General features: G+C 65.9%; 13 protein-coding genes. All 13 read right to left on the reverse strand.

The window, feature by feature from the left end; genetic code table 11:
- A partial coding sequence (locus Q0326_RS09555; RefSeq protein WP_298689562.1) for a hypothetical protein occupies positions 1-2,566 on the reverse strand: 2,566 nt, incomplete at its 3' end.
- On the reverse strand, positions 2,563-2,928 hold the full coding sequence (locus Q0326_RS09560; protein WP_298689563.1) for a hypothetical protein: 366 nt from the start codon (positions 2,926-2,928) through the stop codon (positions 2,563-2,565). The genes Q0326_RS09555 and Q0326_RS09560, both read right to left, overlap by 4 nt.
- Before the next feature lie 62 nt (positions 2,929-2,990).
- Positions 2,991-3,536 (reverse strand): hypothetical protein, encoded by a 546-nt coding sequence (locus tag Q0326_RS09565; protein WP_298689565.1) that lies wholly within the window; start codon positions 3,534-3,536, stop codon positions 2,991-2,993.
- 50 nt (positions 3,537-3,586) lie between these two features.
- Positions 3,587-4,180, reverse strand: a complete 594-nt coding sequence (locus Q0326_RS09570; protein WP_298689567.1) for a hypothetical protein — start codon at positions 4,178-4,180, stop codon at positions 3,587-3,589.
- A gap of 5 nt (positions 4,181-4,185) precedes the next feature.
- On the reverse strand, positions 4,186-7,590 hold the full coding sequence (locus Q0326_RS09575; RefSeq protein WP_298689569.1) for a phage tail length tape measure family protein: 3,405 nt from the start codon (positions 7,588-7,590) through the stop codon (positions 4,186-4,188).
- 226 nt (positions 7,591-7,816) lie between these two features.
- A complete protein-coding gene (locus Q0326_RS09580) occupies positions 7,817-8,359 on the reverse strand; it encodes a hypothetical protein (RefSeq protein ID WP_298689571.1) in 543 nt (180 codons plus the stop codon).
- Entirely contained in the window at positions 8,352-9,293 is a 942-nt protein-coding gene (locus Q0326_RS09585; protein WP_298689573.1) for a phage tail tube protein, read from the reverse strand. Before Q0326_RS09585 ends, Q0326_RS09580 begins: the two co-directional genes overlap by 8 nt.
- A gap of 12 nt (positions 9,294-9,305) precedes the next feature.
- Positions 9,306-9,743, reverse strand: a complete 438-nt coding sequence (locus tag Q0326_RS09590; protein ID WP_298689575.1) for a hypothetical protein — start codon at positions 9,741-9,743, stop codon at positions 9,306-9,308.
- Complete coding sequence (locus Q0326_RS09595; RefSeq protein ID WP_298689577.1) at positions 9,743-10,387, reverse strand: DUF6441 family protein; 645 nt, start codon at positions 10,385-10,387, stop codon at positions 9,743-9,745. Before Q0326_RS09595 ends, Q0326_RS09590 begins: the two co-directional genes overlap by 1 nt.
- Positions 10,377-10,718 carry a hypothetical protein gene (locus tag Q0326_RS09600; RefSeq protein ID WP_298689579.1) on the reverse strand — a complete coding sequence of 114 codons (342 nt, stop codon included), beginning with the start codon at positions 10,716-10,718 and terminating at the stop codon, positions 10,377-10,379. Before Q0326_RS09600 ends, Q0326_RS09595 begins: the two co-directional genes overlap by 11 nt.
- A complete protein-coding gene (locus Q0326_RS09605) occupies positions 10,715-11,050 on the reverse strand; it encodes a DUF2190 family protein (protein ID WP_298689581.1) in 336 nt (111 codons plus the stop codon). Before Q0326_RS09605 ends, Q0326_RS09600 begins: the two co-directional genes overlap by 4 nt.
- Before the next feature lie 27 nt (positions 11,051-11,077).
- Positions 11,078-11,281 (reverse strand): hypothetical protein, encoded by a 204-nt coding sequence (locus tag Q0326_RS09610; protein WP_298689583.1) that lies wholly within the window; start codon positions 11,279-11,281, stop codon positions 11,078-11,080.
- Positions 11,282-11,352: 71 nt separating this feature from the next.
- The coding region (locus Q0326_RS09615) for a Mu-like prophage major head subunit gpT family protein (protein ID WP_298689586.1) at positions 11,353-12,185 on the reverse strand (833 nt) is incomplete at its 5' end.

Below are 12,185 nucleotides of genomic sequence, written 5' to 3' on the forward strand. Positions count from 1 at the left end.
TTGCCGAGCCGCTCGCGTTTGTGGCGCTGGTGCTGGCGTTGCTCGCCGACGTCGACGCGTTGCCGGCGAAGGTTGATGCCTGGCCGGCGCTGGTCGCGGCGTTGGTCGCGCTCGTGTTCGCGGCCGATGCGGACTGCCCGGCAGCGGTCTGCGACGCCGCAGCGCTTGAGGCGCTCGACGCCGCGCCGCTTGCCGATCCTGCCGCCTGCGTCGCGGCCAAGCCGGCGTTGACTTCGCTTTGGTGCGCTGCCGAGGCCGAGGCCCCGGCCGCGTTCATATCAGACGCCGCGCCATCGGCGTAGGTCGAAGCCGAGCTGGCGGACGCAGCGGCCGTCTGGCGCGCAGCGTCGGCGGCGGTGAAGGCCGCCTGAGCCTGATCGCGCGCCGTGCCCGCATTCGTCTGAGCCGCTTGAGCCGCGCTTTCCGCTGCTTGGGCCGCGCTCGCCGCCGCGCCCGCGCTTTCGGTATCGCCATAGGTCGCGACCAGGTCCTGCACCTTGGTCGTGAGGCTATCGATCGAGACGGTGACCTGCTCGACCGGCACGCCGTTGACCGAGGTGCCCGCCGGCGCGCCGACGGTAGCGTTGTCCTCCGGCTTGCCCGTACCGACGACGCCGGCGGTCCACGGCACCGCCGTCTGCCCGGCGGATGCGGGGCCCAGGATCAGGCGCGTCCCGGTGCCGACGCCCTTCCGATAAGAGACCGCGACCTGATAGGCAGTCTGATCTTTCACGCTTGTGATCGTCAGCTGGCCAGAGAAACTCGCCGCGAGAGTGGTGACACCCTCCCAATCGTCCGCTGCAGCCTGCTCGCCCGTTGAGACCCGCATCTCGACGACGACGGCGTCGATCGAGTTGCTGTCCGACGTGCCGTTGAGAAACAGGGCAGCGCTGGTTGAGCCATTATCCGAGGTCAGCTCGCCTGCGGTCAGCGCCCACGCATCCGCACCCGGGACCGGGATCAGCGGCGGACCGCTCAGCGCTGGCGTCGGTGGCGGGGTCGTCGTCTGCCCAAGCGCGAAGGCGTGCTTGGCCTTCGTCTCGCTCCGCGCAGTCATCGAGACCGTCATGTTCGCCGGGCTGAACGACCGCTGTAGGAGCATGATGTCCTGGCCGACCAAGCCCATCTCGGTCGTGCTCGCGCCGCCGGTGATGACGTCGCCCGCCTGGTAGCCCATCCAGCGCGGCTTCATGGTCATCGCGATCGGGCCGAACTCGCGGCTGTTCTCGATGTCGTAGCGCGCGAGCTGCGCGACCTGGGCGGGTGCCAGATTGTCGTTCGTGGTCGTGTGGCCGGTGACGAAGGGGTAAGACACCGCCTTCTGCCGCTGGCCGCCATCGAACGTTACATAGTCGTCGACAATGATGATGCCGGCGGCAGCCATACCCCAAGTGACGGTCGTCTGGAGCACGGTATTGCTATTCGCGTCCGACGTTTCGCCGACGACGCTCTGCTCGGCCATGTAGCTGGGCACGATCGCGTTGATGCGGCTGCGGCGCGAGGTCGAGCCCTGGATGCTCCAGTCGCCGATGATGTCGTCGCGCTCGAACGTCGCCAAGCTTACCTTGGGCGTGTTGACGATGCAGCCGGTGCGCGTGCCGCTACGCGTGGGCACCGCGCCGCCCGCTTGCAGGATCTGGCCATACATCGTCCACCGATCATCGGTGGACATGATGACGCCGCCCATCTTCCAGCCATTGGCATCGCAGACGTTCGCCATCTCGACCAGCTGGTCGACCCGGATCGCCGAGATCGGCAGGCCGACGCCAATCACGACGTTGCCCTTCTGCCGGTATCCGATCAGGTAGGAGAGCGCCTTTAGGCCGGGATTGTCGTAGCCCGTGAAGCTCCAGGTCGTCTCGTCGTTCGACCGCTGCGCGCCGTTGCCGCCCGGATATGTCGAGTCCTGGCGAGGATCGTAGACCGGCGTGCCGAGGACGACATAGCCGGTCTGAGGCTCCGTCGTGAAGGTGTGGCCACCCTTCGTGTCATAGGTGAACGAAATCGACGAGGCGGCGAGGCCGGACATCCTCGACTGCGCGGTGAAATTGGGCGGCCCAAGATCGCCGAGCTGCCTGGCCTCAGGCTGCGCGCCAAGCTGCGTCGATGCAGCCATCTTGCCGCGGTCGTTGATGTTGACGATCGTGCCGCTGACAGATGTGACGACGCCGTCGACATAAAGGTTCTCAAACCCCTTGATCGGACCCGTCGAATAAACCGTCTGGATCGTCTCGTAGACGTTATCCTTGCCCCAGGTGTTCCGGTAAATGATCTGACCGGCGGTATACATGCGGCCGGCGACGTGCGGGATGCCGGCGTTCGGATCAGACTTCCAATCCATCGGATTGCCGACTTGGGTCGGCTTCTTGGCCGTCAGCGCCTCTAGGGCGGTGATCGAAACGGAGACGCCGGCAGCGATCGCCGAAGCCGTCGCAGCCGACACGCCAAGCGCGGACGATAGCAAGGTCGCGCCAGCGGCAGCGGAAGCGCCACCAGTCGGGATCGCCGCGGCCACAGCCACCGCGACCGCGATGATCTCGCCGGCAGTCCGGATGAACTTGCTCACGCAACGCTCCAGGCGTCGGACAGCGACAGGCGCCGGATCGTGGTGGCGCCCGGGGCGTCTTCGTGAAAGCCGAGCATGGCACCGTTCCCGAGGTAGATGCCGAGCGCGCCGAGCGGCTCGCCACTGTCACCCTGCACGATATCGCCAACGATCGCTGCGGCAGGCGGAATGCGCACCAAGCACATCGCGTCCAGGACATCGCCTAGCGTCTCGAAGCCGGCACGCTTCAACGCCGCGCGCGCGCCGATCGCGGTCTTGTACGATCCGAAGCGGGCGAGTGCCGGCTTGAAGCCCATCTGGCGCAGGTGGAATGCGACCATGCGGCTGCAATCTGCCGTGCCCCAGCCGAAGGGCTGACCCATGAACCGGTCAAGCGTCTTTTGAGCCGCGGCGACCCTGCGGACCATCTCATGCGAGGGAGTTTTCATCGCGTGACCCCCGAAAGTGGTGACTGGCCCCACCAAATTTGGTGAAGCACGCCGGTGACCGAGCTGAGCCCGGTCTCGCCTGGAAAGAGATATTGATGATAGGCGTCGGACAGCCGGACGCCGTCATCGCCCCGGAAGAACATCTCGGTGTCGGCCGTGATTTCGAGATCAAGAAGCCGACTATTATCGCCGCCACGAAGCGTCGGATAATCGATCTGCCCCGCCAGGATCAGCTCGGGGGTATCGACGAACAGGCCGGTAGCCGGGACTAGGATGCCGAGCGATAGCGAGACGGCCGATCCCTGCATGGCTGGCGACGAGAGAGCGATCGCCGCTGCATCGCTCGCCGGCGCGAAGGTCAGCTTGAAACCGGGCGCCTGGTCAACCGCGCCATCTGTGAAGTCGGCGAGATCGGACAGGGATCCGAATGTCGCGTCGGACCCCTCATAAAGGCCGTCGCCCGGAATATTTGCTACGGCCGACGTGTCGAGGAGGCGAAGTGTGCGATCGGGCAGGACAATCTTGCAGACGCCGACGACCATCGCGATCGGCTGCGCAAGCGCTTGATCGTTCGCTGGCGAAAAGCTCGTCATCAGGCGATCTCGGTGATCGTGATGGCGGCCGGCGTTGCCTTCGCGATCGCCAGCTCGACGTCGACCGTGCTCCCGCCGAGCGCGCCCTCGATATAGGGCTTGGCGAACTCGCAGGTCGCGCTGTCGTTGGGCGATATGCGCAGCATCGGGAATATCGGCAGCAGGCAGGTGCCATCGGACCCAACGGGGGTGTCAGCGGCCGCGTGATGCAGATACCGCCGACCGCCGAAGATGATCGAGAACCATCTGCCGTTCAGAAGCGTGATGCTCGGCGTGAAGCCTTTGAGCTCGATGTTCGATCCGGTCTGCGAGATCCCGTTTATCTCGGGGGTCCCGTAGTTGATGACTGGCAAGCCGGGCTCGGGGATCGGAAATAGCGCACCTTCAAGCTTGGCTTGCCGGATATACGACATGAGGATCCGGCCGTCGGGCCCGGGCTTCAACCTCGGATAGGTAACGACCAGCGCGAAGCGGCCCGGGCGGATCAGCTGTTGTGCGACGCCACCGCCAGATGGCGTGAGCATGCCTCCGAAATCAAGAAATCGAGGCGTGGCGGTCTGTGGTAGCCGTGGCTGCGGAAGCTCGATCGACATGCGCCTTACCTCTGGCCCAGGCCGTAGCGGCCCTGCCGGGCGTAGTGCTCTTTCACGTCGCTCACCGCGCCGCTGCGGATGCCGGGCGCCGCCGCCTCGACGTGCGCACCGGAGATGCTCGACACCTTCGCGCTGAACATTGCATCGTTCGTCTCGATCGAGACCTTGATGTGAGACGGATCATTCGCCGCACTCATCAGGCGGCGGGTGTCGGCCGCGTTGGTGACCTTGGCGCCCTGCGGAAGGTTGACCAGCTCGGGCCCCTGTTCGCCGACCCAGGCCGGGCCTGCGGCGGCGGACTCGGTTCCCGACGCGAAGCCGTGCAGCGAGCCCAAGATGCTGGCGATCGCCGAGTTGGCGCCGGCCTCGTTGCTGGCGACGTCCACTTTCGGGCCGCCGCCGAGGCCAAGGAAGCCGCTCAGCTTGCCGAATATGCCGCCGATCCCACCGCCACCGCTCCCGCCCTTCAGGGCCGCCAAGGAGCCGAGCGTCGGATTGTTTTCGCCAAGCAGCATATTCTTGAGCGGGTTGATCGCCGCGAGCTTAAGCATCTCCTGCTCGATGTCTTTCAGCAGGTTCTTGATGCCGTCACCCTTGGGGTTGGTGAGGTCGTCGATGAACTTGTCGCCAGCGCTCTGAAGCTCGCTCATCGTCGCCTGGGCTTGCTTCAGATGCTGTGCGCCGACGTCGGCCGCCGATGCCGCGGCGAGGATCGCTGGTGCATACTGCTGATATTGATCGCCTAGCGAGATTGCGAGCGACTGCTGGAGCTTGAGCTTGTCAACGATCAGCTGCTGAGCATCGGCCGACTTGCCGACCATACCGAGCTGGGCCTGGGTGATCGCAAGGTTGTCGTTCGAGGCGCGGACGGCATCGTCTGCTGACCCGCGCCGCTTCGCATCCAGATCCTCGTTTGTGGCGATAACGCCCTGAGCATTATTCGTCGCGCGCTGCTCTGACGTGAAATGCCCGACATCGGCCTGCTTGTTCGTCGCCGCGAGCGACTTTGCCCGGTCGAAGTCGCCGCTCGTGTCGCCGGCATACTGGCCGGCAAGGCGGGCGGCCTTGATACGGTCGGCCACGGCATCAAGCGACTTCAGGAACGCGCCTTCATCCTCGGCGTCATGCGACTCCGTCAAAGCCGATTTGTATTTCTCGATCTCCGCGGTGATCGCCGAATAGAGCTCAGTCAGCCCCTTCTTTTGCGCCAGCGTCTGCGCAACGGTCAGCGAACGAAGCGCCTGCTCGTCGCCAAGCGCGCGCGACATGTCGTCGACGGAGATCACGCCCTTGTCGACCTGGTCGTTTACGGCCGCGCGTGCCGATGTCTCCTGGAGCAGCGACGAGATCGCCTTCGCGCCGGCAAGCTCGGCGTCTGCGCCGCTGTTCGCGATCTGACGGCGCACGGCGTCGTCGACGTTCGTGCCCTTCTTGGTCGCGTCGGTGACAGCTTTGCGGCGCGCCTCGGCTTCCTCGCCGGATGCCGCGCCGCCGGTCAGGTAAGCCTGCGCCGCATCCATGGCGGCTCGGGTGTTGGCCTCCATCGCGGCCGACTCGCGCGCCAGCGTCGCCGCGTGCTTATCGGCAGCGCCATCAAGCCGCGCACGGGCGCGCTCGCCTTTGGCCATCGCGTCCGCCTGGACATCGGCATTCGTCGCGACCTGACCGGACTGCTCGATCCGTTCGCGGTTCGCGCTGGCGGCCGCCAGGGCAGCAGGATCACGCTTGGCCCGGGCCTGGGCTACCGCAACATCCGCGAGATCGAGCTGACGCTTCTTCTCGGCCGGACCGAGATAGGTGTTGATTGCGCGCGTGTAGGCTTCGAGCGCCTCGCGCTGCCCTTGAAGCTCATCGGGCGCATATTTGCCGTTGCGCAGCCCGTCCGCGATCTTGTCGCGCTGGTCCTCCAGCTGCTTCTTCTGATCATAGCCGGTATAGCCGCTTCCTGCGTCTAGCCCGCCCTGCGCAAACTTACTCGCTGCCGCGGTGTTCGCCTTCTGCTGATCGGCGATTGCCTTCTGCGTGTCCGCGATCTGCGTATCGAGCTGCTTGACCATGAAGCCGCCGAATGGGGTGGCCGCCGCCTGCGCCCGCTTTTCCTGCAACTCGGTGAGCTTCTGAGCGAGCGGAGTCGCGGCATTGGCGCCGGCGATGAACTGGTTGAGCTTCTCCCATGCGCCGGAGACCGAAGCCTTGATCTCGTCGAACACGCGCGCGAAGCCTTCGGCATGCTTCGCCGCGCCGTCGAATGCCGGATTGAGATCGCGAAGCAGCTCAGCCTGAGCCGCGTAAAGACCGTTCTCCTCCTGGGTCTTTTTGAGCGACTCGATCTGCGCTTGCGTGAGCGATCCGTAGCGGCCGGCAAGCTCTTCGGCTCCCTTGATCGGATCCTGGAAGGCTTTGCCGAGCGTCTCCTGCGCGGCCTTGGCATCCGTGCCGGTCGCCGCAGCGAAATCAGCGGTGAGCGACGTCAGCCCCTGAAGGACGCCCGTCCCGATGCCCCCCATCTTGACGTAGCCGACCTCAATGTCTCGGGCCGCGCCGACGGTGAGAACGCCATTGCGACTGACGGCCTGTGCATTTGCCTCGAGCTGAGCACCGGTCGCGCCGATCGCGGCGCCTGCGCCGGCGGCGACCGTGTCGAGCTTCGCCATCTCGTCGGCGTAGTGGATCCAGGAAATCGCGCCGATCGCTACAACTGCCGTGATCGCCGCGATGCCGATGGTCACCGGGTTGCAGAAAGCGGCGACCTTGGCGAGGCCGCCGGCCATGCCGCCTTCGTCCATCGATAGGACTTCGACGCCCTTGTGCGCCTCGAGCGCGAAGGCGGTTAGCGGGTTGCGTCCGGATATGACGGCGTCGGTGAAGCGCAGCAGCGCCGACTGTCCGGTGATGACCTGGGCACGGTTAAGACCGAGGGCACTGGTATGGCCCTCGACGGCGTTCTTGGCCTCCTGAAGCGCGCGACCGGACACCGCAACCGCAGCAGCGTGCTCTGCCTCGCTAATCGCGCCAGTCTTCAGGAGGCCACCAGCCGCGGCGATCTCCGCGTCATAGCGCTTCTGCGACGTGTAAAGAGGATCGATCGCGGCCTTGACCCGCTCGACCTGCTGCTCCTGTTGCGCGAGCAAGGCGGTGAACTGCGCCGCATTGGCATTCTGCGCACCGTTGTAGCCGGTGCCGACGCTGGCGTTGACCGTCGCCTGCGTTGAGCTCGGCATGATCGCACTGATCTTTGCCGCCGCGTCCGCTTGGCGCTTGGTCGCTGCCTCAATGTCCTGCCCGGCCCGCTGGTAGGACGCTGCGAGCCGCTTGGCGGACGCGTCACCACTGTCGGCGATAGATGCGAAATCCGCCTGGACATCCGCCTTGCCGGTCGTGCCGAGGCGGATGGAAACGCTGCTGACCATCGTTACCCTCCCTCGCTACCGGATGGATCGGACACCGCCGACAGGATCGCCCGCTCAGCGTCGGGCAGCACTTCGGCCAGCATCGCGATGTCGACTTCGCGCGCCTGGCCGACGAGCATCACAGCACCGTAATCCAGTGCGAACGGCGTGCCGCCGAGACCGGCGACGCGCAGCTGCGAACCGCAGCCGCTCAGGACGTCGAAAACGCCATCAGCCTCTTCGCTGGTCAGCTCGCTGGCGACGTAGATGCAGCCTTGCCGCGCTTCTTCGGTTTCGCCTTCGGGGTCGGGCTGGCATCGACCGTTTTCGCGCCATTGGCAGGCGTGGTCGCAGTATCGCTCACCGCCGTCTCCGCCCCCGAAGTGCCAAGCGAGGAGGCGGCGGACCCGTTTTTTTCCGTGTCCCGCAACAGCCAGGGCTGGACGTAGACCGCTTCGGCTGCCTCACACAGATCCGTGTCGGCGATGAACAGCGCTATGGTCTCGGCGTTCACTGGCGCGATCTCGCCCTCGACGTCGCCGACGCCCTCCCATTCCGCGATACCGTGACGGACCATCTCACGGGTCAGCGCATCGCTGGCCTCCTGGAAGTCGCCCTCGGCTTCCTGCAGCACCGCCGCGCATGCGGCGCGCGCATCGCGGACCGCCTTGCGGCTGACGGGGTCGAACCGGACACGGACGCCCGGCACGAGAAATGGGCGGGGATCGGCGGCATCGTCGCTGACGATAGTGCCGAGCCAGCCAGACGGAAGGACGCCCAGCTTACGCATAGGAGGCCACGTCGTTCGTCAGAATGGCCGTCATGCTGGCGGCAAGCGCGCCCGACGCCTGCCAGTTGAACTGGGCAGTGATGCCCTTGGGGCCCTGAATGGGGCGCTTGGCCGGCGGCAGGAACACGCGCGGCAGCCTGAAGAGCAGGCTGTGCGGTCCGTTGGTCCAACCGAAATCGAGCTCGCACGGCGTGCCCGACGAAGCCGCTGCCATCAGCACCGTATCGCGGAAGCGGACCGTCAGTGAGCCGGAGGCCATGACCATGCCGGGGTCGCTATCCTCGATGCGGCCGTCCGCCTTGATCGTCTCCACCGGATCAAGGTTGTTCGAGAAGCTGAGGTCGGCCGCGGTGACCGATGCCAGTGCCACGCCGTCCTTCAGGATCGAGCCCGTCGCCTGCGCGAACCGAAGCACCGGCAGGACCGTCGGCGCAGGCATGACGGTCGCGGCGACTGGTGCGGTCTCGCCGATCGCGATCAGGCTGCACGTCGCGTTGAGCAGCCCGCTGCGGGTCATGCCGATCTTGAGCTGGTTGAGCCGCGCCCCATAGTTGACCGAGAACGCGGGAACCTCGGGGGCGCCGATCTCGATCGACATGCTGGGAAGCGCCGCCGCGCCCGACGCGAAGGTGTGAACCTCCTCCCCGCCCGTGCCGCTCGCCTCTGTCGGGGCGCCGAACGCGAGCTTCAGCCAACGACCGAAATTGCGGACGTCGACCGGCACGACCATGTCGCCGACATTCGTCGCGACGTCGGAGATTGGATCCTGCGGCTCGCGACCGAGGCCGAGCAGATCAGACGCGATCAGTGGCCGCTCTTCACCCATCGTGTGACTGGCCAGCGGGATCGAGAAGAAGCCGGCGTTGGGAGTGACGCCCGGCGTCGCCTCGAAGACGCCAGCGATCTTGGCATTGGAGCCGATTGCCCGTCCCATAATGGTGTCTCCTTAAAGGGGGTGTGGGGTCGAGTAGGAAGCGATGATCACCACGGAGGCGCTGCCGATGATGGCGGAGCCGGCGGTGTAATCGTCGTTCGCGGGAGGCGCCCCCGCGTCGAGATAGTCGACGAGGCCGCCTAGGAAGCGGTCCGCCACGATGGCGGCCGAGATCTGGTCCGTCATCGCATCGACCGCCTGCTCGGCGCTCAGGTTGCCGCGTGCTGGCGCGTCGAGCGTGACCGGTATCTGATGCTGATAGTAATAGGTCACCGGACAGAGGTCGATCTCGGGCCGGCCTGGATCGCCGGCCTCAATATAGGCCCTGCCGTTGTTGCCGATCCGCTCTGGCGCCGCGTCGGCGCCGTCGAGGCCTTGGACGTCCACCCCCGGCAGCGCCGCGGTGAGCATCGCCTTGACCGCGACGAGGACCTCCAGACGCTTCGACATCAGGCCAAACCCTCTTCGAGGCGTTGCACGAAATCGGCTGCACCAGCATCGCCCGCCGCTTGCAGGTCGAGCTTCTTCGGCAGCCTGATGCTCGGCTTCAGCACGAACATCAGGACGAGCTGGCCGCTATCGCCGTGTGCGAGCCGGCCCTTGCGAACCCGCTTCACCGCACCGCGCTTCGTCTGGCCTCGCCCTTCGACGATGAAGGCGAGCAGACCACCACCCTTGCCCTTCTTGATGACGAACTCGGTGGCGCCGAAGGTCTCTAGGACCTGGTCGGGCGTCATCGACTTCGACGATGATCGCCCGCCGGCGCGCGGCACCGATTTGGTTGGCAGCCACAGGTAATTCTTGCCGGCGAGTGGCGTGATCGTGGCGCCGCGCGCAAAGGCGTCGATGATGTCCGGCGCATTCGACCATGCATAGCCCGCCGGATTGAGAGAATTGCGGCCATCGGGATAGGTGTCGGCTCGCCACGTGTTCGCGAGACGATTGCCCATGCCAGCGTCGCGGATCTGATCGCGAAGCGTCTGCTTCAGCGTGTCGGTCGCGCCGCGCATGGCGGTCGTCGTGATCGTCGCGATCTGGCCCTCGGCCGCGCCGATCGCCTCGGTCAGGCCCGAGATGCTGACGTTAATCGGCATCAACCGGTTCGGTCGGGCATGTCCATGTGACGCCTTCGACGTCGAGCACGGCCGCGCCGTTGATCTTGAAGGTGAGGATGTCGCCGGTCACGCGGTCGGCAACGGTGATCATGTCGCCCCTGGCCGGAAACAGCACGTCGGTGCGCTGTACGTCGAAGGTGTTGACGTCTACCGCCAGCCGATCGCGGCGCGTGCCGCCGTCATCTGTGCCCTGCGACCAGATGACGCTGATCTCGAGAATGTCGCCCGTGTCCGCAACCTCGTATTCCGCCGCGACGGCGCCCGCTGCACTAAAAAGCGCGGCGAGCGCCGTCGCGAACGGATCGCTCACGCCGGGACGGCTTCGTTGAGCTTAACGCGGGCAGTCGCATCTGCCGACGCGGCCGCCTGCGTCGCCACGCCGATGATCGTGTTACCGGCGGCCGTGGTCGTCACGTTGAATGCGGCATTGTCCCAATAGAGCTTCTGCCCTTGGGTGACGGCGCCGGCCGCTTTGGCCTGATCCCAGACGCCCTTCGTCTTGGTCTCGACATTGGCGCCTGCCACAGCGGTGGCAAGCGCGATGCCGAACAGGGCACCGACGAGCACGCCGTCGCCGGGGTTGACATTGCGGGGTGCGATCATCGTGACCGTATCACCCGGCTGAACGAAATTCTTGGCCATGATATATTCTCCTATGGGCCGGGCCGATTAGGCCGCTTTGAGGTCGGAGGGCTTGACGGTGACCTTCGAAGCCGGACCGTCTTCGTCGGGGAAGTCGGCGCTGACGTCGTCGGCCAGCTCGGCGTCGAACAGGCGCTGTGCCTCCTCGTCCTCCAGCTTGACGATGCCCTCGGAGGGGCTGCGGAGCACGCCGTTGACGTAGGCGTGCTGGCGAAGGCTGATGTGCTTCACAGGATGTCTCCCGAAAAAGACGGGACGGCGTATGCCGCCCCGCCCGAAGGTTCAGATGATAGAGGCGGCGCTTACTGGCCGGCGTTCTTGATCGCCGAGCGCCAGTTGACCGCGCCAACGCCGTAATCGAGGCGCACCTTCCATTCGGTGCCGTCCACGCGCCAGCCCAGCTCGTTGTCGAGGAAGGGCTCCTGGACGCCGTTGAGGAAGACGACCTCGATCGCCGGCGCCAGATCCTTGTCGGCGAACATGTACCACGCAGCACCGGTCAGCCGCGGCGTATCGACGATGTTCTTGACGAGACCCTGCACCATGTTCGGGCGCTGCAGCTTGCTGACCGCATCCGGATCGTAGGGGCTGCCGATGATCACTCGGGTGAGACCGCCCAGGCCGAGCGGGCCCAGCCAGGTGTCGGGCCGGATTTCGAGGAACTCGTTGCCCGACACGTCCTTCTGCTGCGCCATCTGGACACGGGCCGCATCGAACAACGCCACGCCCGGAGGGCCGGCGGTCGCCGCGATGTTTCCGTGCGCCGCCGAGAAAAGCGGCTGTCCGTCGAACATGACCGGGTTCGAATTGAGCAGCGCGTAGAAGTCGATCTCGATCGTCAGCTTCGCGGCGCGGCCAAGGTCGGTCGCGAGATCCGAGAAAACGCCCATATCATCGTTGATGATGGCCTGGCGGGACAGGTTAATGATGTTGCCCTTGGTGCCTGCCTGGATCGTCTGCTTGGCGCCATCGGGGATCGGCTTGTTCTTGAACTCGCCGGCCTCGTTGACGTTGTCGAGCGCGCCGAAGGTGCCGCGCAGGTAGCGGTTCGCGACCCGGAAGTCGGTGACCGTGCCGACGCCGGCAATCTGCGACCACGTGTCGGGCGTGACGGCGTAAGCGGCCTGCAGGGTCT

Source organism: uncultured Sphingomonas sp., assembly GCF_937859915.1.
GTDB lineage: Bacteria > Pseudomonadota > Alphaproteobacteria > Sphingomonadales > Sphingomonadaceae > Solisphingomonas.

What these genes read in the sequence shown, in the direction of transcription:
- Q0326_RS09560 (WP_298689563.1), bottom strand. Translation starts at nt 2,928, where the DNA reads ATGGGTCAGCCCTTCGGCTGGGGCACGGCAGATTGCAGCCGCATGGTC.
- Q0326_RS09565 (WP_298689565.1), bottom strand. Translation starts at nt 3,536, where the DNA reads ATGGTCGTCGGCGTCTGCAAGATTGTCCTGCCCGATCGCACACTTCGC.
- Q0326_RS09570 (WP_298689567.1), bottom strand. Translation starts at nt 4,180, where the DNA reads ATGTCGATCGAGCTTCCGCAGCCACGGCTACCACAGACCGCCACGCCT.
- Q0326_RS09575 (WP_298689569.1), bottom strand. Translation starts at nt 7,590, where the DNA reads ATGGTCAGCAGCGTTTCCATCCGCCTCGGCACGACCGGCAAGGCGGAT.
- Q0326_RS09580 (WP_298689571.1), bottom strand. Translation starts at nt 8,359, where the DNA reads ATGCGTAAGCTGGGCGTCCTTCCGTCTGGCTGGCTCGGCACTATCGTC.
- Q0326_RS09585 (WP_298689573.1), bottom strand. Translation starts at nt 9,293, where the DNA reads ATGGGACGGGCAATCGGCTCCAATGCCAAGATCGCTGGCGTCTTCGAG.
- Q0326_RS09590 (WP_298689575.1), bottom strand. Translation starts at nt 9,743, where the DNA reads ATGTCGAAGCGTCTGGAGGTCCTCGTCGCGGTCAAGGCGATGCTCACC.
- Q0326_RS09595 (WP_298689577.1), bottom strand. Translation starts at nt 10,387, where the DNA reads ATGCCGATTAACGTCAGCATCTCGGGCCTGACCGAGGCGATCGGCGCG.
- Q0326_RS09605 (WP_298689581.1), bottom strand. Translation starts at nt 11,050, where the DNA reads ATGGCCAAGAATTTCGTTCAGCCGGGTGATACGGTCACGATGATCGCA.